Raw genomic sequence first — 22,598 nt, forward strand, 5'->3', positions numbered from 1 at the left:
TCACAGGGCAATACACCTAGCAGCAGCTGAGCGCATCTCTGGATGCCTAGAAGATGAGCGATTCCGACGCCATGGCAGTTCGGGAGCAGAAGTGGTCAGAGGTCTGCTCCAGGCGAGCTGGACCAATGCCTGCGCCCCGGACGAATCCTCACTCTCCGGGCTTCGGGGGCTTGCCGATCGGCTGGCCGACTGGTCTAACGAGTACTTGACCCTGTCGCTTAGTGATCTGTTCCACTCGTACGAGGCGCTGCCACAGGACGGCGTCGGCGGCGACGAGGGACCCGATGGCGGAGCCGCTGACCTGGACGAATTTCTGGAAGAGGCTGAGCCCGAGGGCGCGGTGATGATGCATCTCGACGCCCTGACGGCCATATCAGAAGCAGTATCCGCCTGCGCTGGTGGACCTTGGGATGGGGCCCTTCGATGCCTGCAGATCACTGCGATCGCTACGGGTCAGCACGATCCTCGGGTTTCGGGACCGGACTTCGAACTGCAGCGTCAGCACGAGGATCTCGCATTGCTCAGGGCGGCAGCGAGCACCGAGCTGAGCCGCGTGGCTACTGATCTGCGAGGTCGCGCCCCAAGCTGATGCTCTGGCGTGGAAGCAGGCCACTGAGCAGCTCGATCTCCTGCACGGCTGAATCTCTTTCAGCACTTCTGAGGTCCTCAGCCGCAGCACGGGTCACCTCTGTCCGGCAGGCTGCTGGGGTGCTGGGGCAGGCGCCTGGTCATGTGCGTGATGAGCGACGAGGTCAGGTGGGCTTCGTGTGTCGCGGGAGTCGATCGTTGCGGCGGGCGTGCATGATCCAAGCTGGCGTCCGTTCAAACTTTCAGCGGCGAGGGAGGACGACGAAACCTTCGGCGTCCCGGGGCCTGATGACGGTTCTCAAGGTCAGGTGGAGACGGTGGTCCGCCCAATCGAGAGCGCCGGCCGGCGGGGCTGTTGGCATCGCAGAAGAGGGCAACACTCAGGACCCCGCATGTACAGCAGACTCTTCAGCCACCACTGCTCCCGAGCCAGGCAGCGGCTTCACTGCGGAGGCAGCAAGCTCACCACCAGTTGGCTAGCCGGACTACCTCAGAGGGCGCCTTAACGACCGTGTGGCGGTCCTGCACCCTTCTTCCGTGGCCGTCATCCGCCCGGCCATCGTGTGCCCGGCTGTCCGACGCACCGCGGGACAAGGCCGTCGCCATAGGCTCCTCCGCCCAGGGAGCGCTCGACTTCACCCCGGCCGCTCTCGAGGCCATCAGCGCCGTCTAGCTCCTGGCCGCCGATGGCCTGGTCCTGTCCGCGGTGCTCGACGTCGCGCCGGCACTGGTGCCGCTGGCCGCCCCCAGCCTCGTCCTGTCGTTCATCGGCGCGATCACCGTCCGGCTTCGCGCGGCGAGTGGGTGACGATCGCCGGCGACGTGATCCATCTCGTCCTCGCGGTCTTCGTCGCCTGGGGTCGCATCGGACCCGAGTCGTTCGCCGAGGCTGATCGTGAAGTGATCCGCATCACACCCTGTCACATACGTTGGTGATCCGGTGTCTTGAGGCCGAACCCGCTTGGAGACGACGGAGGAGACACACCATCGCCAGACAGACGACGGCCCAGCAGCGAGGCCTGACGTTCCTCAAAGTCGGGATCGCCTTGCAGACTCTGACCCTCTTCCTCCAGGCGGTGACCGCCGGAATGCTGCTGACCTCCTCGCACGGCTATCTGCTGCACGACGTCGGCTCGAAGGTGATGTACGCGGCCGTCATGCTGTACCTGCTCGCCGCGGTCCTGGCGTGGCGCCTGGGCGGCGGCAGCCCCCGCCCCGTCCTGTACGCCACCGGCTTCCTCGTCCTCGCCTCGGCGCAGGTCGCGCTGGGCGTCGCCCATGTGCCCTCGCTCCACGTCCCCCTGGGCGTGGTGATGTTCGCCCTCAGCACCCTGGCCCTGTGCCAAACGTTGTCCCCGCGCTTGCTGCTGCGCTCCGCTACCAGGTCGTAGCCGCCCGGCGAACCGCTGTGGATCGGCCGGGGCGTTCTCGACGGTGAACCGGGCAACGGTCACGAGGGCCGTCTCGGCAACGGTCGGCCCTGCCCAGACGCGGTGTGACTGCGGACCGTCATCGCCGGCGTTGCCCTGCAGTAGCGATCGAGTCGCGATTTACCGCCACATCGGGGGCCAGGGGCCCACCTCACGAGTGACCAGTTAGACCCCTATCAGAAAGCAGGACACCTCATGTCCGTTCGATCCGTGCTTGCCGTCGCCGCAGCCGCCCTGGTCGGCGGTTTCGCTCTCGCCGAACCGGCCGTCGCGGACCCCTCGATCCAGCCGGTCACCGCAAGCGTCTACACCGTGAGCGTCGGCCGGGTCGGGGCCTCCCTGTCCGCACTGGTCGGCCTTCTTGGCGCGGTCAACGGCGGCCTGGCCCTGGCCCGTCCCATCGGTCAGGGACGCATCGGCACCTGGGACCGGCGCAACGGAGCCGTCACGGCTCTCGCGGCGGGGCTGGTCGCCGTGGTCGTCGGCGGCGCGGTCGCGGCCACCGCCGACGGCGGTCTGGGCACCGGCAACGGGCTCGGCGGCCCTTACTTCGCCATGCTCCTGGGCCTGGTCGCCGTCACCCTCGGCTGGCTGGCCCGCTCCCGCTCCCGTTCCCGTTCCCGCCGAACCGCGGACCGGCGGACCTCCGCCGTGATTCGCAGTCACCGGTAAGGAGGGGCATGCGGTGACACCCACAGCGGGACATTCTCGTTCGGACTGGCACCGCGAGGTGGGCAACGGCTGTTGTCGTCACGCCGCGTCCGCCGATTCCCTACCTGCACGGCCCCCGTTGCGCCGGCTGCCGGCGGGACGATCTGGGTGTGGCAGGTGAGGCCAGTACCTCCACCCGCAAGTGCACAGACAACGGCGTCACCTTGTGGTCGAAGGGAACTGGCGGGCTCGGGCGGGGACGTGTTCGTCAACCTATGCGTCCACAGGTCGGACAGCAGGGTTTCGGCCCCCCAGCTCGTGACGTGGAAGCGCTACGGAACGCCCATGGGGGACGGGTTCGACAGACTTACGGTGACTTGCCAGGCTCGAAGACTACGTGCCCCGCGAGCCGGTCGACCACGCGCGCATCGGCTGGCGCTCGGTGCACCGCCGCGCAAAGGAGATGACCGCCCCGACGTCTCGGCGGCCCTCGATGACGCCCGGGCACTCCGTTCTACGCGGGGCAGGACTCACAGAACGAGGACCGGCCGCATCGAGGGCCTGGCCCACGCGAGGGCATCCAGTTGGCGCAGCACCTCGGCGCCATCTTCGTGGTCCTCGTTGGGGATCTGCAGGGCGAAGGCGATGACCGCGCGGCGATGCCCTCCGCCGCGTCCGGCCCTGCCTGCGCCCAGGTCCGCAGGGTGGTGACAAAGACGCGCCCGAGGGCTTCCAGCGCGAAGCTGTCCGCGCACGGCCCGCCCGCGTCCGGGCATGGCAGCGCGGTGATCGGGGACGACGTTCCGTTCGGCGACGTCCACGAGCAGCGCGAGCATCCGGGGCTCGGTGCCGGCGAACTCGCGGGCGGCATCGACGTCGCCGGCCTGGACAGCCCGAAGGTAGGTGAAGGCGCTGATGGCTGCGTCCGGGTCATCGGGGCGAGCAGCATGGTGGTGGTGCCGGGCATGACGGCCCCTCGCGTACGGGCCGCCTCGCCGATCGCGGCGACGTCGGCCAGCAGGGCCAGCGGTCGGCCTGTGGGCAGAGTCCGGCGCCGGACGGGGGAGAAAACTGCCTCCCGCACGGGTGTGACGGTGCGTGGTGGTTGGCCACCTTGTTCTCTGGTTTGCCAGCCGCCCACAGACGATCAGCGGCCCTGTTGTGGCTGAGCGCTTCATGCGGCGGCAGCCGCCAACCGGAGCGCTCAGTGCGAGCCATAGCCGCTGGGCCCTGGTCGTGGCGTGACGGCTGTCCGGCGCCGGTAGTAATGGACTGTGACCGCGCCCAGGAGCGGACCCCACAGGAGCAGCGGCGCGTAGACGATGTTGAGTAGCCAGGCGCCCCAGGTGGAAGCCCGCATATCCGCGTTGAGCGACGTGTACACGAACATCGCGCCGAAGGCCGTTGTGGCCAGCGTGCCGAATCCCGCCAGGACCGTGGCCATCAGGACGGGGACTGGACGGCCGCGCAGATATGGCATCCAGCGCGGCCAGGTCTCGCCCCAGCTCTGCACGAGCCCGAGGGCCAGAACCGCGAAGAACTCTGCAGCCAGGCTGAGGCCGACGAGATAGAACGAGCCCCAGCCGGGGGCATGCATCTGGTCGTACTCCGAAGATGCCAGCCCCACGGGGATGCCCGCCGCGATGGCCAGGCGCCACAGCGCCGACGGCACATTGGTCAACGCGGCGGCCATGGCGGCGTGCTCCGCCCAGGGCGGCACACCCGGCAGCGTCTTCATTCTCAACATGTGATCCACACTGTTCGCACGGACGCCGCCGCGCGTCGCCCCACGGTCCTGTCCTCCTCCGCCGAGCGACGGATATACGCGTACGACTGCACGTCCACAGCCGCGCGGTACTTCTTCGGGGGGCCGTTCCTTCCACTGCCGCAGGTGGCCGATTATCGCTCAACGTTCTGGCCAGGTAGCGGTCAACGTGTCGCCCCTGACCTGTGGCATTCGGCGGGCTGCTGGCCAACTGCCGTGCGAAGCCGCAACGAACCGGGCGGGCAAGGCGAAACCCGCCCGCTTGTCCAGCTGCCGACTCGGACGACGAACCTGGCCGCCGACCCCTTGTCCAGGTCCGCCGTCCGGCCTCGAACGCTGCGTTTCCCTTCGACCGCCTTCGCTGGCGGCCGCCGTCAGACCGCGGTCAAGGGTGCTCCTGCACGCTGCTCCTTCGGATCGTTGCCCCGACCGGGGCAACGAAGGAGACGATATCCCCTGCGCCCTGTGGACGGCCAAGCGCGGACTGCTCGTCGCCGGGGAGAGATGCTGCACCGCCAGATCTGCCTCGCCCAACACGCCGCCGGCGACATCGACGCCCTGCGCGAGGCCGCGGCCCGCCTCGCCGTCATCGACGAACATCTTTTCGGCGGCGTCGATATGGAAGCCGAGACCGCCGAGCTCCTGCGGAGCCTGCTGCCCCGCCCTGTGACCCGAGCCTGCGAGGAAAGGTCTCCAACGTGTCAACTGCCGTCAGGGAGCTGCCTGACGGACCGGCCCGCCTGCGTGCCGGCGATTGCGACGTGCCGCTGGAGATCGCCGCCTCGCCCAGCGCCCGCCCCGCGGGCTCCTGGGCCGCGACGGCATCGACGGCATCGACGGAGTCATCCTGATCACCGTCGTCCGCTGCGTGAGTCTCGGGGCGTTCAACCTCGGCGCCTCGTTCTGCAAGAACAGCTACACCTGGACGGGCACCGACCAGCTCGTCGCCACCATCAACGCTACCGTACCCAAGATCGCCGCCGCCATCGACGGTATCCGTCAACGCGCCCCGCAGGCCAGGATCCCCGGCTACCCGGCGATCCTTCCTGACAACGGCACCACTCGCCCCTGGGTCGCGACTGTCACCAACGCCGCGGCGCCCTTCCACCTCGACGCGGCGCGTGAACGGGCCGCGGCCGACCCGGGACTCGCCGCCGCCGGCTGACCGGCGAATGGCCTGCGACGGCCCGCCGTCGCCCGGCTGCCCGCCTACGCCGCTCAGGGCGCTTCCACCAGCGGGGGCTCCCCCTTGGGGACGGTCAACGCCTCGCGCAGGGCGCCGACGGCATCGGCGCCGATGCGTTCCGCCAAGACGCCTTCGATGACGCCGAGGGTGTCCTGGGCGCGTCGGTGCACACGGGCGCCCTCGACGGTGGGGCGGATCAGGCGGCTGCGGGCGGAGGCGGGATCGAGCGCCTGCTCCAGCAGTCCCATCCCGATGAGGGCGTGCACGGCCTGGTGGGCGGTCTGCCGGGTGACCCCCATCCGGCGGGCTAGCTCGGAGACCGTGGTGCCCTCTTCGTCGAGGGCGGCGAAGACAGCCGCCTGCCCGACGGTGACGGGCTGCTCCCCGGCGGCCCGCATGCTGGCCAGCAACGCGTCGTCGAACCAGCGCTTGGCCTCGGTGAGGAGCTGGGGCAGGTTGCGTGTGGGGGTGGTCATGGCTCCTCGCGGGACGGGGCTTCGAGCATAGCGACCGTACGGGGGCTGCCCTCCCCGATGAATGTCAGGTAGCCTGACATTCGTTGGTTGGTCAATTAGTCGTGCCGGAGGTCCCCATGACCATGGAGTTCGCCCGTCCCAGCCGCCCGCGGTCGCACATCCCGGCCGAGCCCGGAAAGCCGTACTTCATCGAGAAGGGCATGGGTGACCGCGCCCACCTGTTCACCGACCTGGTCACCGTCTACGCGGGCGGCGAGCAGACCGAGAACACCTTCAACTTCTTCACCGTCGAGGGCCCCAGGGGCGACGTGATCCCGGCCCACGTCCACTCCGACACCTACGAGGTCTTCTACATCACCGACGGCGCGGTGCGGCTGTTCGTCGAAGACCTGGAGGGCGAGCAGTACGAAAGGCTGCTCACCGCCGGTGACTTCGGATTCGTACCGAAGAACTGCCCGCACGCCTACCGCATCGAGCGCCACCACAGCCGGGTCGTCGGCGTGGCCGCAGGGCCCGGCGGCACCTTCGAGCGGTTCTTCGAGAACCTCGGCGTCCCGACCGAGGAACTCGGCCTGCCGCCCGAGCCGTACGTACCCGGACCGCACAAGTTCGCCACCGTGCCGCAGCGGTACGACGTGTGCTTCCTGCCCGGACACCGGTGGCGAACCGGGAGCTGATCCCGTGCCGTACGTCCCGACACGGTTGACCGGGGTGCTGGTCGGCGCCCCTATGCGGCGCTGCGGGTGAAGGCCCCGGCTCCCTCGCTCGTCGCGCTGTTCGCCCTGCTAGGGATGGCCGCGCGGCAGAGCGCGCTCGGGGCGCTGTAACCGTCGCACACCGGACCCCTGTCCCGGTTCACCCCGCCTGTCCCGGTTCACCCGCCGGGCCACGGTCTCCTTCACCGCCGGGATGGCGATAGGCGCCGCATGCCAGCGACTGGGGCTCCCCGCTCCTGCGCCGACGCTGCTAGGTCTGGCCGGGTCGCCGGGCGTCGGCATCGGCGAGCGCGCGGCCACGGCGTTCGGCACCCGACTGGCCCACCGCCGCCTACATCACCTCGACTCCCGCGGCCCGCCCGCCCCGGGGAAGACCGCGCCCTGAACCCAGAGAGGCCCCCATGCCGCTGACGCCCGACCTCGCCGCGTTCCTGGCCCCGCCCACCCCCGAGCGACTGCCGCTCCCGCCCGCCGCGCACCCCGCCCCCGGCGTACGGCTGCTGCGCGGTGTCCCGTACGCCTACCGGGCGGGCATCCGACCGCTCGAACTCGATCTGTGGTTGCCCGACGAAACGCACGGTCCCCTGCCGGTCGTCCTCTACCTCCACGGCGGGGGCTGGCGCGCGGGCACGCGTACGGAGATGGGGCCGCGCTTCCGCCACTGGAGTCCCGACCCCTTCGCCCGTCTCGCACAGGCCGGGTTCGCGGTCGCCTCCATCGACTACCGACTCAGCGGCGAGGCCGTCCATCCGGCCCAGCTCGACGACGCGACGGCGGCTCTGGTCTGGCTGAACCACCGAGCCGACGAGCTCGGCCTGGACATGCGCCGGACCGTGTCATGGGGCGAGTCGGCCGGCGCCCACCTCGCCGCCTTGCTCGCCCTCACTGCCTCCGTGAGCGGCTGCGTCGTCTGGTACGGGCCCACCGACCTGACCACCCTGGCCGGCCAGTGCCCGCCCGGCGCCTACGACGCCGCCGACCCCACGACCCGTGAAGCCCTGCTGATCGGAGCGGCGATCGCCGACGCGCCGGACCGGGCCCGCGCCGCGAGCCCGGTCGCCCACGTGCATGCCGACGCGCCGCCGTTCCTCGTCCTGCACGGCACCGAGGACGCGCTCATCCCGCTCGCGCAGGGCGAGCAACTGGCCGCCGCCCTGCGACAGGTGGGCGCCCGCGTCGACTTCCGGCCCGTACCCGGCGCCGACCACGGCTGGGCGGGTCTGGCAGAAAAGGACGCCGAGCGGTGCTTCACCGCGTCCGTGGACTTCGCCCACGCTTGCACCGCGGGCCCGCTTCCGCCCGTACACCCGTAGTCCGGGTCCCGATCAGCTTGAGACTCGACCCGTAGGAGCCTTCGGTGCTTGGCTCGCAGACTGTTCCGATGAGTCCGACCTCCACACACCATCGGTTCCGGGACCCACGCAGGACGAAGTGCGACTTCCTCACATCTGTCCTCGTGCGCTGCCCCGGCTGCGAGAAGGCCGCGCACGTCGGGACAGCACCAGACCCGGCCGGAGCGCACGACCAGGGCCTCTTCGCGCCGAGGCGTCTCGTTTGCCGGAACTGCGGGACGGCGAAGGAATGGAGCCGTGGACGTGTGGCCTCGCACCGGGACCCCTACGAGCCGGCCACAGACCCGTACTTCGACATCCGCCTGTGGCTGCAGACCGAGACCCGGCACGGGTGGGTATGGGCCTACAACCCGGAACAGCTGGACCTGATCAGACGATTCGTGCAGGCGCCGCTACGTGAAGGGATGCCCTGGTAGGACCATGGCCGAAGGATGACCGTGGTGGCCCGCCTGCCCGCATGCATACAGCAAGCCAAGAACCGCGACGGGGCGCCGCGGGCCATCCATCGCCCGCATTCACGCCTCACTGCTCCGCACCTGATCCAGAACACTCAGCTTGCCGCTCAGTACTCCAACAGCGGTTCGCGTCCGGAGCTGGTTCTCGTCGTCGACTGGGTATGGCGGGGATGGTTGACGCCCAGGGTGGGCTGCGGAGTTGGAGTTGGTGTTCGCGCGGGTGGCGGGTCGGTTCGCCCGGGCGGATCTGCGGCGGCGGATGCGGGGACTACCTGCAGGGTCTGCTGGCGCCGGTGGCCCGGAAGAGCGGCTGGCAACCGGCCGAATGCTCAGGTCCCAAGACTCCGGACGGATTCCAGCGGCTGCTGAACTCGAGCGTCGGGGAAGCGGATCGGCGCGCCGACGCAGGGCCGCCGCGGCAGGCGGGAGTAGCGGAAAACCGAGGCCGACCGGCAGCAGGAGCAGTGCGCCCACCACCAGACCTCCGTAGAGGGGCAACACCAGCGCGCTCAGAGACAGCAACTGGCAGCGGCCCAGCGCCGTCCAGGTGCCCCGCGCTCTCTTCACCGGCCGTTCCCCCATGTCAGAGCGCGCCCCGCCGCGCTGCCCCGATCGTATCCATCGGCGCCGACCGCCGTGCCGCCACCACCCACGGCACCGTGGCGACCAGACAAGCGGCACCGAGGAGGAGCATCGGAGTCACAGCGCCGGACTCCTCGTCCATGAAGAGGAGCATGCCCAGGTTGACGAGGGTGTGAAAGCCGCCCGCAAGCAGCAGCCGGCCGGCCCGGGTCCCTTCCGGGCCGAGCCCGAGCACCACCGACATCGCGACGGTCGCCACCAGGAACCCCGCCGCGTACGCCGGAGGCTGCGCGAACACCCCCAGATGCCAGACACCCCACGCCGCCCCCACCAGGACCGAGGCGGCGACCGGCTCGAACCGGGTCCGCAGCAGCGGCTGGAGGTAGCACCGCCAACCGATCTCCTCCCCGCAGGCGCCCACCAGTTGGGCCACCACGACCAGCGCGAAGGGGTGCTCCAGGTTGCGCGGATCCGTCGCGACCGCGTCGCCCTTCAGCCACCCGTACGCGCCCGCGGCGAGCGCGACGATCAGTGGCGCCGTCAGCAGCAGCCACAGCCCGCGTCTCCGTCCGGCCGGGGCGTCCCTCCCGCGCGCCGGCCATGTCCCCGCCAGCCGCTCGCGTATCCGCCCGGGCCAGAGCAGCGCGGCCACCACGACCCCCGCTGCCGGGCCGAACTGGGTCAGCTGCACCACTTCGGCCGGGATCCCCGTCGCCGGCTGCACCGCCCCCAGCGCACCCGCCGCCACGAACGCGACGCCGAGGAACACCCCCGTCTCCGCCTTCCACACCCGCGCCTACATGCCGCCGGCCTCCTGGTCGCTCGGTCCGAATCCGTCGCCGTCGACTCTGCCGTCCGGCGCGGGTCCGTTCCCTGCGTCCAGCTGCCCGACCGGGGTGCAGCCAGGTACACCCCCACATGCGCCTCCCCAGCCCCTCAGGCAGCACCCAGTCCGCGGTGGCGACCACGTCCATGTCGTGCTCGACCACCACCACCGTGTGTCCGCGCAGAGGAGCCCGTGCCGCTGGCGCATCAGCCGACTCTGCCCGGGGCAGGGCTGAGCGCTACGGCTTGACGTGAAGCGACCTTTGAACACCGAGACCAGGGACGAAACGCCCAGTTGTCAAGGCGAGGCTCTCGACATGACGGTTGCCGACGGTGTCACCTCGGGTGGCGTGATCACATTTGGCGGCCCGCCGCGACCGGCATCCGGCCATCCGGACCCGCCCGCTGTGGCGGGCTGAATCCGATGGTGGTTCGGTGGAGTGAGGACCATGTCCGTCGGACCGGATCCGAGGAGGCACGCGCGATGAGCAGTGCGATACGGCTCACCTTCGAGTATCGGGGCCAACACGTCGAACTGGTCGCCAGCGAACCGGTCGACCTCGTGCTTCCGGGCGGTCCCGACGGACAGCAGGGCCTGTCGGTCGGCTTGACCCCGGCCCGCGCCGCCGAACCGCCGGACATATCGATCGGCTATCGGGTCGACATACTGAACGCGCGCGGACAGCGTATCCACAGCCGTCCGCTGGACAACCCGATCAGGGAGGATGCGGAGGTCGTCTCCGCCGATCCGGACCGGCCGTTCACTAACCAGCCGGTCTCCCAGCCCAAGGGGCGCTTCTTCGTCCTGGTGCCCGCGCTGGCGGAGGCCAAGGAGGTGGCGCTCCTGCGCACCACCGTGCGGACCCAGACGATCGGCCGGTACCCGCTGGGACACGGCACCGAGGGAGGTGGATCCTGATGGGAACCGGCGACGGCACCGTCCTCGGCACGACGCTGCTCCACAACAGCGGCCCGACCGCATCGCGTTGGAACCTCGTTCTGCTCTCGGAGGGCTATCGGAGCAGCGAGATGACACAGTGGCACACGGACGCGCAGTCCTTCGTCAGCCAGCTCTTCGCCATGCCGCCGTTCAACGAGCCCGCGGTCCAGGGCCGGATCAACATCCACCGCGTGGATGTCACCTCGACCAACAGCGGCGCCGACGACCCCGCGTCCTGCGGCGGGACGGGAGCCACTCCGAAGACCTACTTCGACGCCACGTACTGCGCCGGCGGACTCGCCCGACTGCTCACGGCGGACACGGCGATCGCGCAGGGCGTGCTCAAGGCCCAGGTTCCGGCCTGGCACCAGGCGATCGTGGTGGTCAACAGCGCGAAATACGGAGGCTCGGGAGGCGCCATCGCCGTGACCTCGACGAGCGGCAACTGGGTCACGGTCGCCGCGCACGAGCTGGGACACTCCGCGTTCGCACTCGCCGACGAGTACGAGTCCTGGGCCGGCTGTACAAGCGGGGAGACCGGACAGAACTCCTACAGCGGCACCGAACCGACCGCGCCGAACGTCACCCTCGTCTCCAGCCGCACCACGATCAAATGGTCGCCGCTGGTCCAGGCGGCGACCGCGATGCCCACGACCAGGAACGCCAACTGCGCGGTGTGCGACCCGCAGGCCAACCCCGTGGCGGCGGGCACGATCGGCGCCTTCGAAGGGGCCGGCTACTACCACTGCGGTCTGTTCCGGCCGGCGTTCAACTGCATGATGCGCAACCTCACGCCCTTCTGCGCCGTGTGCCAACGCACGATCCGTCGCACACTGAACCCGTTCGAGTGGGCCCCGCGCGTGGTCGACGTCCGGGCCCCCGACATCAACTTCGTGTTCGACCCTTCGGGCACGCTCGTGGTGAACGACATCGCGCCGGCCATCCAGCTCGCCGGTGCCACGGGATCGGGCTTTCTCCAGTCGCGTCTGGCTCCGCGCGGCGTCGCCGGCACGATCGGCGCGGGGAAATACCCGTACGAGTACCGCGTCAGCATGACCGAGGTCTCGGGGCCGCTGCCGGCATCGGCCGTCCGCACGCTCAGCCTCGACTTTGGGCCCATCGCCCGTCTCAACTACGACGGAACCGGCGGATCGGACGTCTACGTCGTCACCCAAGGCGGCTTGGGAACGGTCCGGCCCGCCTCCGTCACGCAGAAGGGCGACCGGCTGACCATCGACTTCGGCACCCCCGGCGTTCCGGCCGGCAGCGGCCCGGGCGGCGGGCAGACCAGCTTCTTCATCGGCTTCGCCTCGGACCATCCGCCGCGCGACACCACCGCCCAGATCACCGACGGCGCCGGGAACACGCACACCCTCGCCGCCCGGGCCCCGGCGTTCCCCACGCCTTAGAAGGCAGGCCGAGCGCCGGCATCGATTCCCGTTCAAACATTGAAGCTTGGACAGGCGATGCCTGTGACCTGCGCCTATCGTGAGATTCATGGACGGCTACGGAAGCAGCACCGGCCGGTCCCACGGTGCATCGGCCACCACTCCTCTCCTCGAAGTCAGCCTCCACGAATGCAGACAGGGCATGCCGCTCGAGATCCGCGGGACGGGCTGGCAGAGCTGGCCGGTCCGGCTGGCGGTCGACGGGCAGGCGGTTCTGTCCGACCGCGTGCTGCAGGGGGTGGCCGTGCCCGATCCCGCCCGGCAGAAGGGCGAGGCGATCCGCCCGGACGGCACCGGGGCCTTCCTCTGCCGGCTGTCGACGCTACGGATGGAGCCGGGCGAGCACCACATCGGGGCGGCGTACGCGGACCGGGGCGAGGGATTCGCGCAGGACGGGTACGAGGGCGACGCGCACACCACCGTGGTGGTCACGGCGCGTGAGGAAAGGCCGGAGGGCGAGGCCGGGCCGGCAGCGCCAGGGGGCGAGGCCGGATCGGCGGACCTCGACGACGGACGGGCGGCCGCTGCCGGTGAGGAACCGGAGGCCGGCGACAGCCCCTTCGAGCGCGAGCGGTTCCACTGGGAGCGTCGTTTCGGCCACCTCGGCCGTATCCCGCCCGGCGTTCGCGAGCAGGGCGCTGCGGAAGCGTCGAGACCGACTTGAGGCCGGCCTGCGGGCCACGGCGTACCAGGGCCCGGGAATGTCCCCCTCGGCGCCGGTGACCGGCGGGCCCAACTGGACGCCCATGGGTCCCGGCCCGCTGGTGGCCTTCGGCACCGGCTACAGCGGCCGCGCCCTCGCGATCGCCGTCGACCCCACGGACACGAACACGGTGTACCTGGGCACGGCGAACGGCGGCGTGTGGAAGAGCACGGACCGCGGGCTGACCTGGACGCCGAAGTCGGACTTCCAGCGCAGCCTGGCGATCGGCGCCTTGGCCGTCGACCCCGCCGACCATCTCCACATCGTCGCGGGCACGGGGGAGTTCCAGTCCTCGGGCGACACGTACTACGGCAGCGGACTGCTGAGTTCGACGGACGGCGGCGACACCTGGACGGAGCTGGGGACCGCGGTCTTCGACCGGGCCGAGATCACCCGTGTGGTGTTCGATCCGACGGATTCCACGGGCCGGCGCCTGCTGCTCTCCTCGAGTGTCGGTGTCCACGAGACCACCGACGGCGGCGTGAACTGGACGGTCCTGAAGCAAGGCCTGTTCAGCGACATGGTGGTCCTCCGCATGCCGGGACCCCCGGGGACCGTGAAGATCATCGCCGCCTCCTTCGGCCAGGCTCTTTGGACCAGCACCCGGACCAACGGGACGTGGTCCGCCTGGTCGATGCTCAGCAGCCCGGCGCTGCCCACCTCCGGCACCTTCGACCGGGTGGCGATGGCCCAGCAGGCGGGGGACCCTGCACTGGTCCTCGCCCTCTTCGCCTGGTACCCCGGCTTCCTCGCGCTGGCCAGGACGGCGGACGGCGGAGCAACATGGTCGGCCGTCCCGATCCGCCTCGACTCTCCGGCGGGGGCGACGACCTCCGCGAGTGCGGGGCACTCCCATCAGTTCACCGTGCCCGCCGCGGACATGTCCGCGGCGACGGCCCCCCATACGTACGCGAGCACATCGAACGGAGTCCCCACCCACACGCACACCGTTTCGTTCACCGCCCAGGAGTTCGCGCACCTGGCCGGCGGCGGGCGGGTGACCCTGACCACGAGTGCGACGGACCACACCCACACGGCCACGTTCGGTGTCTGCTCCCAGACCTTCTACGCCCTTGAAGTGGCGGTGCACCCGACCGATCCCAACATAGTGTTCGTGGCCGAGCGGAGTCTGTGGCGCTCCAGCACGGGTGGCGGCGTCTTCGACTACGTCGGAAACATCCACGACGACCACCACGCCCTGGTCTTCGATCCCGTCGATCTTGCCGTCTGCTGGGAGGTCAACGACGGCGGTGTCCAGATCTCCACCGACACAGGAGTGACGTGGAGCCACCGCAACCGCGACCTGGCGACGCTGCAGTTCGAGTCGCTCTCCCTCCATCCGGAGTGGGCGAACGTCATGCTGGGCGGCACCCAGGACAACGGCGCCCAGCGCTACGCGGGGACGCCGGCCTGGACGCTGTCGAGGGGCGGTGACGGCGGCTTCACGGCCATCGACCCGTCGAAGCCGACCCGGATGTTCATGGAGTACACCAACGAGACCATCCTGCGGTCCGACGACGCCGGTGTCTCGTGGCAGCTCAAGAACGCCGGGATCACCGGCCGTGTCCTGTTCTACGCCCCGTTCGCGTTGGACCCGGCCAGCCCCACGACCTGCTACTTCGGCGGCGATCGGCTCTGGCGCAGCGAGAACAGCGCGGATACGTGGTCGTCGGTCTCGGCGACGGCGGGTGAGGCGATCACGGCAATCGCCGTCCATCCGGCCGACAGCAACACCGTGTACGTCGGGACGGAGGGCGGCTCCGTCTACCGGTACCGCCGTACCGGGGCGACCTGGAACCCCGCGGACGTCACGCGCACCGATCTGACTGCCGCGCCCCTGCCCCCGGTGTGCGTCTCGGACATCGCCGTCGACAACGCCGGTACCGTCTGGGTGACGATCGCGGGCCTGCTCAGCTCCGAGCAGCCCGGCGAGTTCGGCAACGACCACGTCTACCGGCGAGCCGCGACCGACACCGTCTGGACCTCGCGCTCCAACGGCCTGCTACAGGCCAATCCCATCAACACGATCGTCATCGACCCGGCCAACAGCAACCGGCTCTTCTGCGGCGGTGACGTCGGCATCTTCCGGACCGAGGACGCCGGCCTGACCTGGCTCCCCTGGGACCAGGGCCTGCCCAACTCCCCGGTGTTCGACCTCGTCCTGCACGCCAAGAGCCGACTGCTGCGCGCGGCCACCCACGGCCGGAGCGTCTGGGAGCGGCCCATTGATGCCGGGCAGACCAAGATGGTCGACCTCTACCTGCGCGACACCGTGGTCGACTCCGGACGGGTCCAGCCGTCCCCCTCGGGCGTCGCGGACCCCTTCGACCCGAGTCCGACGCCGGGCACGATGTGGTGGTGGCAGAGCCCGGACATCCTCGTGGACGCCCCGGAGCCGAACTACCAGACGGTCACCCCGGTGAGCGACTACGTCGCGCTGACCCGGATCACCCACCGCACCGCCCGTCGGGACCGCCTCAACCGCTTCTACGTCCAGGTGCACAACCGGGGAGTGAGCACGGCGACCAACGTGCGCGTGCGAGCCTTCCTGGCCGACGCCTCCGCCGGTCTGCCGGCCCTGCCCCCGGACTTCTGGTCCAACGGCAAGCCCTTCGCCGGCGACCCCGCTGCCACCGCGTACACGCCGCTCGGGCCCACCCGGACCTTCGCCCGGCTGGAGGCGGCGGAACCGGGTGTGGCCGAGTGGGACTTCCTCGTCCCCTCGACGGCCGCCCCGCACTCCTGCATCCTGGCCGTCGCCACCTGCGACGAGGACCCCGTCCAGGCCGCCCAGATCTTCGACGTGGGGACGCTGGTGACCTCGAAGAAGCATGCCGCGCTGAAGAACCTCCAGGTGGAGGACGCCGTTCCCGGCGGCGTCACCCCGTCCAAGGCCTTCGTCGTCATGCTCAACAACCCCCAGCAGACGCCCCAGCCGTTCACCGTACGGTTCGACTGGGCGAACCTGCCCGAGGGGACGCGGCTCTACATCACCTTCGAGAAGCTCGGGAACGCCCAGGGGCCGCAGCCCGGCCACGGAGTGGAGCAGCTCGAGAACGCGGGCCAGTTCCTCCCCGCCACCTTCACCGACCGCAATGGGCAGGTGCGGAAGTTCGACTTCGCCCGCTCGTTCGTGATGAAGCCCGACGAGCACCGCAAGAACGAGCTGAAAGGTGTGCGCGTCGACCCTGATCTCGGCTCGCGCGGTCTTGCCGTCAACGTCCGGCTGCCCGAGGGTGTGGCGGACCGGCTCGTGGAGTTCCATGTCCTCCAGGAATTCCAGGGCGAGCTGCTGGGCGGCAGCACCTACGTCGTCCGGCCCGCCCATCCCGCGCCCGCGCAGTCGGCGGGCGACCAGACAGGGGAGGTCCCCCAATGACCCCTCAGTGCCCGCGCCGCCCCGAGCCCGGCGCGCTCAGCCCGCGCTTCTGGGTGGAAGTGGTCCTGGGCTCCCTGTCCGGGCTGCTCTTCGTGATCACGCTCGTCTGGCGTGACTGGATCGAGCTTCTCTTCGACGTCGAACCGGACGCCGGAAGCGGAGCCCTGGAGTGGCTCATCGTGGCAGCCACGGCCCTCGTCGCCGTCGTGTGTGCCGTCGGCGCGCGGATGGAGTGGCACCGCGCCCACCCGGCCGGCGTCGACGCCTCGCGTTAGCCAGATGTCTCAGATGTTCCGTGGAACTAGGACCATCGGACGCCTGGCGTCAGTTCGATCCGCGTCGTGTCGTTCTCGCGGAAGATGTACACGGAGTCGGTCGTCGCATTCCACCCGACCGGGACCACATAGTAGTGGCCGCTGCGCGCGATGAGCAGCCGCAGACCCGTGTAGCGGTAGCGCAGATGCGTGCCTGGGCCGAGATCCTCGGCCTTGAGGCCGGACGGGCCGGTCAGGCTTAGACGCTCAGTGCTGAAGAGGACGACCCCGGGCCAACGGACGACATGGCGCGCCGCCTGCTTCGCCTCGCGATCGCCGAGTTCTGCCGCAAGCAAGGTGACGGCGAGAAGGAGGAACGCCAGAGCGGCGAAGAGCGGCACCGCCCTTTCCAGCAGCCCCTGTCCCCTGCCGCGTAGCGCGGCTCTGCTCTGCCCCATCAGCAGGCCTGCGGCCACTGTGGCTGGGGCAGCCCAGTCCGGCTCGATCTGCGGCCACAACAGGAAGAGCACAAGACCAGCTGCGACGACCAGCCAGTACTGCAGCGCCACGGCGCCCCACACGGCCGAGGCGCTTTGCCTGAGGCGGCTGGTCAGCGGCAGACGCCTGATGAAGTGTGGTGCACTGGTGAGCAGAAGCAGGGCGACCACGGCGACGAGCACCGGGCGCGACAGCAGTTGCAGACTCTCGACCACGTATTCGGAGAACCCAAAGCCGAGAGACGAAGGGGATAGATTGAAGTTGCGGTAGTACCGGCTGGTGTAGATGAGCCCCACGTAGAACATCAGCGCCGCGATGAAGGACGCTTCCGCAACGACAAGCTTCAGAATCGCTATCGAGCCGACGTCACGCCCGGAATCCGGCTGCGCCCTGGCTGGAAGCATCACGATCGGGCGGCGCCGGGGGTGATTCCGTCAGTCGGAACACCGTCGGTTCCGTCCGGGGTGGGCCCTTCGCTGGTGGGAGGAGGAGGGGGAACCGGAACGTTGGGGTCTCCGCCGCCGGTAGGGGTCTGCACGTCGGGAGGGGATGTCGCTGTGGTCTCGTTGGTGGCTTCCGGTGATGGGCTCGCCGACTCGGTGGTGGCTTCCGGTGACGGACTCGCCGGCGGCTCGTCTCCACCGTCATCCCCGTTGCAGGCGGAGACAGCCAGACAGCACGCCATCAACAGGCCGGCCAACGTCACACGGCGGACTGCTCGTCGCATTCGGAACCTCCTCAGTGCCGCCTCGGACAGTAGCCATGGGGGGACGAATCGGACACACCCTCCTGGCGTGTCGAGCCCACGCCACACTGATGGCTCAGACGGCACCGATGAGGGTGAACAGCGGCGGAAGCGGGTGCCGACGCTACTGAGCCGAGCACGTTTCCCCTGGTCGCCCTGCGGACACGGCGCAGACGTCGCTGAACCCACCGGCCGGCCGGGTATTCACGTCTTCGGCCGGGCATCGACCCCGGTAAGCGGGTGAGGGCGCCGACCCGGTCCACTGGGTCGCCGACGCCCGGGGAGGCATGTGTGCGCCCCGGCGCACGCCCGCCCGATCGGGTCGGCGTGTGGCCGCCACGGCCATGCCAACGCCCCGCTGACGCCGCCCCGGACGGACCATGGCCAGGCCGGGGCGCTTGCCCGGCCTGCCCCCGAGGGAACGGAGCAACCCATGGCATCGACGGTCCTCTCACCCGCCACACCCGTCCTGACCGACCATTACGTGGAGCACGACTCGACCATCCCGGCGAACGCCGGGCAGAAGATCAAGCTCTTCGTCCGGGAGCGCAACGGCACGCCCACCGGCGGCCCGCGCAGACCCGTCCTGATGCTGCACGGCCGCAGCGTCTGCGCTCTGGCCGGCTTCGACCTGCAGTACAAGAAGTACAGCTGGGCCGAGGAGCTGGCGAAGGCGGGCTACGACGTCTACGTGATGGAGCAGCAGGGGTCTGGCCTGTCCACCCGGCCGAAGATGGACGACCCGCACAACGTCAGCCCCACCCCCGCCCAGCAGAGACTCCTGGTCCCTAACCCGAACGCAACGGAGTACACCGGCCCAGTGGGCTACGCCGCGCAGCTGAACAACTCGCAGAGCGACTGGGACGAAGTGGACACGGTCGTCGACTTCATCATCGCCAGGAGCGGAGTCGGCAAGGTCGACCTCATCGGCTGGTCCGCCGCTGCCCAGCAACTCGGTCCCTACGCCATCCAGAACCCCGGCAAGGTGCGCAGCCTCTTCCTGGTGGCGCCCATCTTCCCCCCGAACGGCAGGCAGAGCGCCCCCGGATCCGACTTCGGCGCGCCTGTGACCCTGCCGGTGTCCACGCCGACGGGCGCCTTCGGGTTCCCGATGACCGTCGGCACCAAGAGCGGTCTCGACAACGCATGGAAGAAGGACCTCCTCTGTCCGGACCAGCGCGAGGCCGGGATGGTCGACCAGGTGTGGAAGGCCATGATGGCGGCCGACCCGATCGGCGCCACCTGGGGAGGCGTCGTGGCCGGATCCCCGGAGGGGCTGAACCGCGTCCGGAACGTGTTCTGGTGGGGCTGGAACAAGACCACCGTGCCGTTGCACGGAGTCCTCGGCGACAAGGTGCCCGTGTGCATCGTGTACGGGGAGCACGACTCGGTCATCAATACCTCACCGAGCCTCGGCCTGCTGTACTTCTCGACCTCCGAGCTCTACAACACCATCCCCGGGACGAAGAAGCTGATGTTCCGGCTCTCCTGCGCCGGCCACCAGATCGTCTGGGAGCGCAAGGCGAAACTCCTGCACACCATGTCCGAGCACTGGCTCAAAGACGGCAAGGTCTTCGGCGAGGTCGACGGGAGCTTCTACCGGGACGAGGACGAGGTCCTCACTCCCCTGTAGTGAGGACCTCGCTCGGCCACCGGCCAGGCGGTCGCTCCAGCGCCGTCACCAGCAGCGGGTCACCGGTCCGCATTGCCCCGGGCGGACGCGTACCCCATCAGCGCGGCCGCGGTCGGGCCGCGGGTCACCTCCGGCGCTCCCCGTGGACACGGCAGGCCGTGCCCGGGTCCGCCGCTTCGGCCTCACCGGCGTACTCGACCCTGGATGGGCCGGCCACGACGAAGCGCCAGCCCCGCCGCGGTGCGATGCAGGGCACGTCATACGTGCGTGAAGGCGCCCCGGCGCGTCAGGGCAGGAGCGGGACAAGCATGGCGTCGAAGAGGGGGCAGGTCATCGAGGGGGGCGGGTGAACCGCTCGCTCGGTTGGCCAGCGCGGCTGCCCCTCCCGCAGGCATCGAGACCGCGTTCACCGTTGGTTGGCATGCGAGTCGTGGCCGTGCTGCTGTGTGCGGTGGGCAGTGTCTGCGCCTCTGAGCGCCATGGCAATCCGTACAGCACCTGGAAGGGACGTGCGCTGGTACTCCCGCACGGCCTGCTCTGGGACTCGAAAAGCTCGGCCCGCCCTGATGGGAAGGCAGCATTCCACTGTTGCCCAGCCGGTAGACGCTCAGCTGACTCCCAACAGCGAGGCAATTTCCGCAACGGTCAGGAAGACGACCGCGGCTCTCGAGTGCTCGCGGAGCAAGGCCGGCCGGCCTGACGGGCGTGCGCTCCTTGCGTCCTCGCCGAGCGCAGGGATCATGCCCGTCAAGCCGGCTCTTACCATCTCGTCGACTACTTCAGGCCGGCGGTGAAGACACTCAGCGATCCGACCTTTTCCGTAGCCGTCGAGGCACAGCCGCATCACAGCCGCCTGCCGTACAGGGATGCGCCTAGCGCATCGATCTCGGGACGCTCCATGGCATGCGACGAATCGGGCCCGCCGGAACGACTGCCCTGGTCGGCTTCGTCGCCAGCAGGCTGACGAGTACTGGCGCCGCCTTGTAATCCATTGGCCGGGGGGGGTGCCCCTACGTCTTTGGTCAAGGGAAACGGGGGTGCGATGGGTCGGCGATCCGGGCAGCATGGCGGGGTGACCGACCTGCTGTGGGATGACGTGAAGTGCTTCTTCGACCTGGACCTGATGGGGTCGTTGCCGGACGTGCGTGTCCCGGATGCCTCGGTGGAGGACTGGCAGTCGGTCCTCGACCTTGTCGCGGAGAAGGGCTGGAAGTGCCAGTACTCCGAGGGAGAGATGGTGCTTCCAGTGCCCCGGGCGGAGGCCGTGCTGTCCCGCCCGGCGGATGCCGAGTGCGCGGACCTGCGGGTCTGGCCGACGGCCGATGTGTTGGCGATCTTCAGTTTCCATGCCGGCGATGAAATCGACTTCGACGTCGACCTGCGGGAGTTGCAGGGCCAGGACCGACTTGATGTGTTCTGCGGCTTCCTTCGGGCGATTGGGCGGCGGCTGGGTAAGCCGGTGCTGATGGACCCGGAAGGCGACTATGGCCATCCGGTGCTCGGCTTCGACGTTGAGGCTGACCGAGTCGTTCTCTTCGCGGACCCGCAGGTCATGTGACTGAGGCCGACGGCTGCGGTTCATAGAAGGTTCCGTCGCGGAGCATCGCGAACAGGACGTCGGCCCTGCGTCTGGCAAGGCAGAGTAGAGCCTGGGTGTGGTGCTTGCCCTGGGCGATCTTCTTGTTGTAGTAGGCCCGCGATGTCGGGTCCCCCAAGGCGGCGAACGCGGAGAGAAAGAAAGCCCGTTTGAGCTGCTTGTTCCCTCTCCGGGAAGGCTGTTCGCCGCGGATCGAGGAGCCCGAGCTCCGGGTCGCGGGGGCGAGACGCGCGTAGGCGGCGAGGTGGCCGGCGGCCGGGAAGGTGCTGCCGTCGCCGACCTCGATCAGGATCCGGGCTCCGGTCCTGACGCCGATGCCCGGCATGGACGTCAGTGGAAAGAGGGTGAGCCTCCAGCAGTTCCTCGATCCGCCCGGCCAGCAGCTTCCGCTGGTCAAGCACGGCCGTCAGCGACCCGGCAAGGCTCGGGACGATCAGCGCGGCCGCCTCCGTCCCCGGAACGGTGACGGTCTGCTCGTCCAGCGCGGCGAAGATCTCCTCGACCAGGCGCTCGGCCATCCTCGGCGCCTTCGGCCGCAGCAGCGTGACCAGGCGCCGCCGGCCGGCCCTGCGAATCTGAGCCGGAGAGCCGAACCGCTCCAGCAGCGTGAGGACGGCCGGGTGCTGCAACCGCGGCCCCAGCACCCGTTCCAGCGACGGATGGATCTGTGTCAGCAGACCGTGCAGCCGGTTCGCGACCCGGGTCGCCTCACCGGCCAGGTCGTCATCGAAGCCCACGATCATCTCCAGCTCGGCGATCGTCTCGTCCTCGCCGTCGATCGCCCGCAGAGTGTGCGGCATCGCTCGGGCCGCGTCCGCGATGATGAACGCGTCCCTCGCGTCCGTCTTGGCCTCGCCGGGGTAGAGGTCGGCGATCCGCCGCATCGTCAGCCCCGGCAGATAGGCGACCGGACAGCCCATGCCCCGCGCAACCGCCAGCGGCAGGGTACCGATCGAGGCCGGCTGGTCGACCATGACCAGCACCGTCCCGTGCTTGGCCTGGAGCTTCGCGAACAGCTCGCGGAGCTTGGGCTCGGTGTTGGGCAGCCGTTTGACGAACGCCTTCTTCCCGGCCGGGGTGACGGCGGTGGCGTGGTGTTCGCCCTTGCCGACGTCCAGGCCGAGGAAGGCGTCGATGTCGCCGGTTCGATCACGTGCAGGCCCCTCCTCACGCTTTCGTCCGGCCTTGCCAGGGCACCGAGCTGCCACACCAACGCCCTCCTCACGCTTTCGTCCGGCCTTGCCAGGGCACCGAGCTGCCACACCAACGTTAAGGAGAGCTCTTCCGGCTCGGGTGAAACCGGTTCTCAAGCCCCTCATCAGCGGTCCGTCGATGCTTCCGGGCCCGGTGACACCCCCCCGGATCATGAACAACA

The 22,598-nt window shown here is 69.7% G+C and carries 19 protein-coding genes and 2 pseudogenes; 14 read left to right on the forward strand and 7 right to left on the reverse strand.

Annotated features, from left to right (window positions below; translation table 11 throughout):
- The 3 genes from J7E93_RS29110 to J7E93_RS29120 form a co-directional block, all read left to right on the forward strand.
- Nucleotides 1–589 (forward strand): hypothetical protein (locus J7E93_RS29110; protein WP_215072989.1); only part of this gene is annotated, 589 nt, incomplete at its 5' end.
- 985 nt (nucleotides 590–1,574) lie between these two features.
- A complete protein-coding gene (locus J7E93_RS29115; RefSeq protein WP_215073003.1) occupies nucleotides 1,575–1,979 on the forward strand; it encodes a hypothetical protein in 405 nt (134 codons plus the stop codon).
- Nucleotides 1,980–2,213: 234 nt separating this feature from the next.
- On the forward strand, nucleotides 2,214–2,690 hold the full coding sequence (locus J7E93_RS29120; protein ID WP_215072990.1) for a DUF6223 family protein: 477 nt from the start codon (nucleotides 2,214–2,216) through the stop codon (nucleotides 2,688–2,690).
- Between the two features lie 509 nt (nucleotides 2,691–3,199).
- Here J7E93_RS29120 and J7E93_RS29125 read toward each other — a convergent pair.
- On the reverse strand, nucleotides 3,200–3,505 hold the full coding sequence (locus J7E93_RS29125) for a hypothetical protein (protein ID WP_251067257.1): 306 nt from the start codon (nucleotides 3,503–3,505) through the stop codon (nucleotides 3,200–3,202).
- 368 nt (nucleotides 3,506–3,873) lie between these two features.
- Nucleotides 3,874–4,416, reverse strand: a complete 543-nt coding sequence (locus J7E93_RS29130) for a hypothetical protein (protein WP_251067258.1) — start codon at nucleotides 4,414–4,416, stop codon at nucleotides 3,874–3,876.
- Nucleotides 4,417–5,188: 772 nt separating this feature from the next.
- Between J7E93_RS29130 and J7E93_RS29135 the strand changes: the two genes are divergently transcribed.
- Nucleotides 5,189–5,599 (forward strand): hypothetical protein, encoded by a 411-nt coding sequence (locus J7E93_RS29135; RefSeq protein ID WP_215072991.1) that lies wholly within the window; start codon nucleotides 5,189–5,191, stop codon nucleotides 5,597–5,599.
- Between the two features lie 53 nt (nucleotides 5,600–5,652).
- Here the strand turns inward: J7E93_RS29135 and J7E93_RS29140 are convergent, their stop codons facing one another.
- Nucleotides 5,653–6,096: a MarR family winged helix-turn-helix transcriptional regulator gene (locus tag J7E93_RS29140; RefSeq protein ID WP_215072992.1), complete on the reverse strand. Its 444-nt coding sequence runs from the start codon at nucleotides 6,094–6,096 to the stop codon at nucleotides 5,653–5,655.
- Nucleotides 6,097–6,212: 116 nt separating this feature from the next.
- On the opposite strand from J7E93_RS29140, the gene J7E93_RS29145 reads away from it, so the two are divergent.
- From J7E93_RS29145 to J7E93_RS38190, 3 genes are all read left to right on the forward strand, one after another.
- Nucleotides 6,213–6,773: a quercetin 2,3-dioxygenase gene (locus tag J7E93_RS29145; RefSeq protein WP_215072993.1), complete on the forward strand. Its 561-nt coding sequence runs from the start codon at nucleotides 6,213–6,215 to the stop codon at nucleotides 6,771–6,773.
- 440 nt (nucleotides 6,774–7,213) lie between these two features.
- Complete coding sequence (locus J7E93_RS29150) at nucleotides 7,214–8,125, forward strand: alpha/beta hydrolase (protein ID WP_215072994.1); 912 nt, start codon at nucleotides 7,214–7,216, stop codon at nucleotides 8,123–8,125.
- Between the two features lie 284 nt (nucleotides 8,126–8,409).
- Nucleotides 8,410–8,580: a hypothetical protein gene (locus J7E93_RS38190; RefSeq protein WP_308368827.1), complete on the forward strand. Its 171-nt coding sequence runs from the start codon at nucleotides 8,410–8,412 to the stop codon at nucleotides 8,578–8,580.
- A gap of 622 nt (nucleotides 8,581–9,202) precedes the next feature.
- Here the strand turns inward: J7E93_RS38190 and J7E93_RS29160 are convergent.
- Complete coding sequence (locus tag J7E93_RS29160) at nucleotides 9,203–9,970, reverse strand: CPBP family intramembrane glutamic endopeptidase (protein WP_215072995.1); 768 nt, start codon at nucleotides 9,968–9,970, stop codon at nucleotides 9,203–9,205.
- Nucleotides 9,971–10,510: 540 nt separating this feature from the next.
- Here J7E93_RS29160 and J7E93_RS29165 point away from each other — a divergent pair.
- The 5 genes from J7E93_RS29165 to J7E93_RS29185 all read left to right on the forward strand — a co-directional run bounded on the left by J7E93_RS29165 (nucleotide 10,511) and on the right by J7E93_RS29185 (nucleotide 16,771).
- Entirely contained in the window at nucleotides 10,511–10,945 is a 435-nt protein-coding gene (locus J7E93_RS29165; RefSeq protein ID WP_215072996.1) for a hypothetical protein, read from the forward strand.
- Nucleotides 10,945–12,375 (forward strand): M64 family metallopeptidase, encoded by a 1,431-nt coding sequence (locus J7E93_RS29170; protein WP_215072997.1) that lies wholly within the window; start codon nucleotides 10,945–10,947, stop codon nucleotides 12,373–12,375. Before J7E93_RS29165 ends, J7E93_RS29170 begins: the two co-directional genes overlap by 1 nt.
- A gap of 88 nt (nucleotides 12,376–12,463) precedes the next feature.
- The gene (locus J7E93_RS29175; protein ID WP_215072998.1) at nucleotides 12,464–13,078 is read left to right on the forward strand and encodes a hypothetical protein; all 615 of its coding nucleotides are present in this window, start codon (nucleotides 12,464–12,466) and stop codon (nucleotides 13,076–13,078) included.
- 37 nt (nucleotides 13,079–13,115) lie between these two features.
- Nucleotides 13,116–16,496, forward strand: a complete 3,381-nt coding sequence (locus J7E93_RS29180) for a glycosyl hydrolase (protein ID WP_251067259.1) — start codon at nucleotides 13,116–13,118, stop codon at nucleotides 16,494–16,496.
- Nucleotides 16,493–16,771, forward strand: coding sequence for an ABC transporter permease (locus J7E93_RS29185; RefSeq protein ID WP_215072999.1), 279 nt, complete (start codon nucleotides 16,493–16,495; stop codon nucleotides 16,769–16,771). The genes J7E93_RS29180 and J7E93_RS29185 overlap by 4 nt, the downstream gene beginning before the upstream one ends.
- A gap of 26 nt (nucleotides 16,772–16,797) precedes the next feature.
- Here the strand turns inward: J7E93_RS29185 and J7E93_RS29190 are convergent, their stop codons facing one another.
- Nucleotides 16,798–17,655, reverse strand: a complete 858-nt coding sequence (locus tag J7E93_RS29190) for a hypothetical protein (protein ID WP_215073000.1) — start codon at nucleotides 17,653–17,655, stop codon at nucleotides 16,798–16,800.
- Between the two features lie 771 nt (nucleotides 17,656–18,426).
- On the opposite strand from J7E93_RS29190, the gene J7E93_RS29195 reads away from it, so the two are divergent.
- On the forward strand, nucleotides 18,427–19,626 hold the full coding sequence (locus tag J7E93_RS29195; RefSeq protein ID WP_215073001.1) for an alpha/beta fold hydrolase: 1,200 nt from the start codon (nucleotides 18,427–18,429) through the stop codon (nucleotides 19,624–19,626).
- Between the two features lie 406 nt (nucleotides 19,627–20,032).
- On the opposite strand, the pseudogene J7E93_RS37505 reads toward J7E93_RS29195, so the two are convergent.
- A pseudogene (locus tag J7E93_RS37505) lies at nucleotides 20,033–20,311 on the reverse strand (excisionase family DNA-binding protein).
- Between the two features lie 387 nt (nucleotides 20,312–20,698).
- Between J7E93_RS37505 and J7E93_RS29200 the strand changes: the two are divergent.
- Nucleotides 20,699–21,184, forward strand: a complete 486-nt coding sequence (locus J7E93_RS29200) for a hypothetical protein (RefSeq protein WP_308368828.1) — start codon at nucleotides 20,699–20,701, stop codon at nucleotides 21,182–21,184.
- Here J7E93_RS29200 and J7E93_RS29205 read toward each other — a convergent pair.
- Nucleotides 21,177–22,359 (reverse strand): annotated as a pseudogene (locus J7E93_RS29205) (IS110 family transposase). The gene J7E93_RS29200 and the pseudogene J7E93_RS29205 overlap by 8 nt on opposite strands.
- Nucleotides 22,360–22,598: the final 239 nt, after the last annotated feature.

It is taken from the genome of Streptomyces sp. ISL-36, from assembly GCF_018614205.1.
GTDB lineage: Bacteria > Actinomycetota > Actinomycetes > Streptomycetales > Streptomycetaceae > Streptomyces.

Excerpts from the sequence above, each read along its gene's own strand:
- J7E93_RS29150 (WP_215072994.1), top strand. The coding sequence starts at position 7,214 with ATGCCGCTGACGCCCGACCTCGCCGCGTTCCTGGCCCCGCCCACCCCC.
- J7E93_RS29185 (WP_215072999.1), top strand. The coding sequence starts at position 16,493 with ATGACCCCTCAGTGCCCGCGCCGCCCCGAGCCCGGCGCGCTCAGCCCG.
- J7E93_RS29130 (WP_251067258.1), bottom strand. The coding sequence starts at position 4,416 with ATGTTGAGAATGAAGACGCTGCCGGGTGTGCCGCCCTGGGCGGAGCAC.
- J7E93_RS29120 (WP_215072990.1), top strand. The coding sequence starts at position 2,214 with ATGTCCGTTCGATCCGTGCTTGCCGTCGCCGCAGCCGCCCTGGTCGGC.
- J7E93_RS29180 (WP_251067259.1), top strand. The coding sequence starts at position 13,116 with ATGTCCCCCTCGGCGCCGGTGACCGGCGGGCCCAACTGGACGCCCATG.
- J7E93_RS29140 (WP_215072992.1), bottom strand. The coding sequence starts at position 6,096 with ATGACCACCCCCACACGCAACCTGCCCCAGCTCCTCACCGAGGCCAAG.
- J7E93_RS29175 (WP_215072998.1), top strand. The coding sequence starts at position 12,464 with ATGGACGGCTACGGAAGCAGCACCGGCCGGTCCCACGGTGCATCGGCC.
- J7E93_RS29125 (WP_251067257.1), bottom strand. The coding sequence starts at position 3,505 with ATGCTCGCGCTGCTCGTGGACGTCGCCGAACGGAACGTCGTCCCCGAT.
- J7E93_RS29165 (WP_215072996.1), top strand. The coding sequence starts at position 10,511 with ATGAGCAGTGCGATACGGCTCACCTTCGAGTATCGGGGCCAACACGTC.
- J7E93_RS29195 (WP_215073001.1), top strand. The coding sequence starts at position 18,427 with ATGGCATCGACGGTCCTCTCACCCGCCACACCCGTCCTGACCGACCAT.
- J7E93_RS29145 (WP_215072993.1), top strand. The coding sequence starts at position 6,213 with ATGACCATGGAGTTCGCCCGTCCCAGCCGCCCGCGGTCGCACATCCCG.
- J7E93_RS29170 (WP_215072997.1), top strand. The coding sequence starts at position 10,945 with ATGGGAACCGGCGACGGCACCGTCCTCGGCACGACGCTGCTCCACAAC.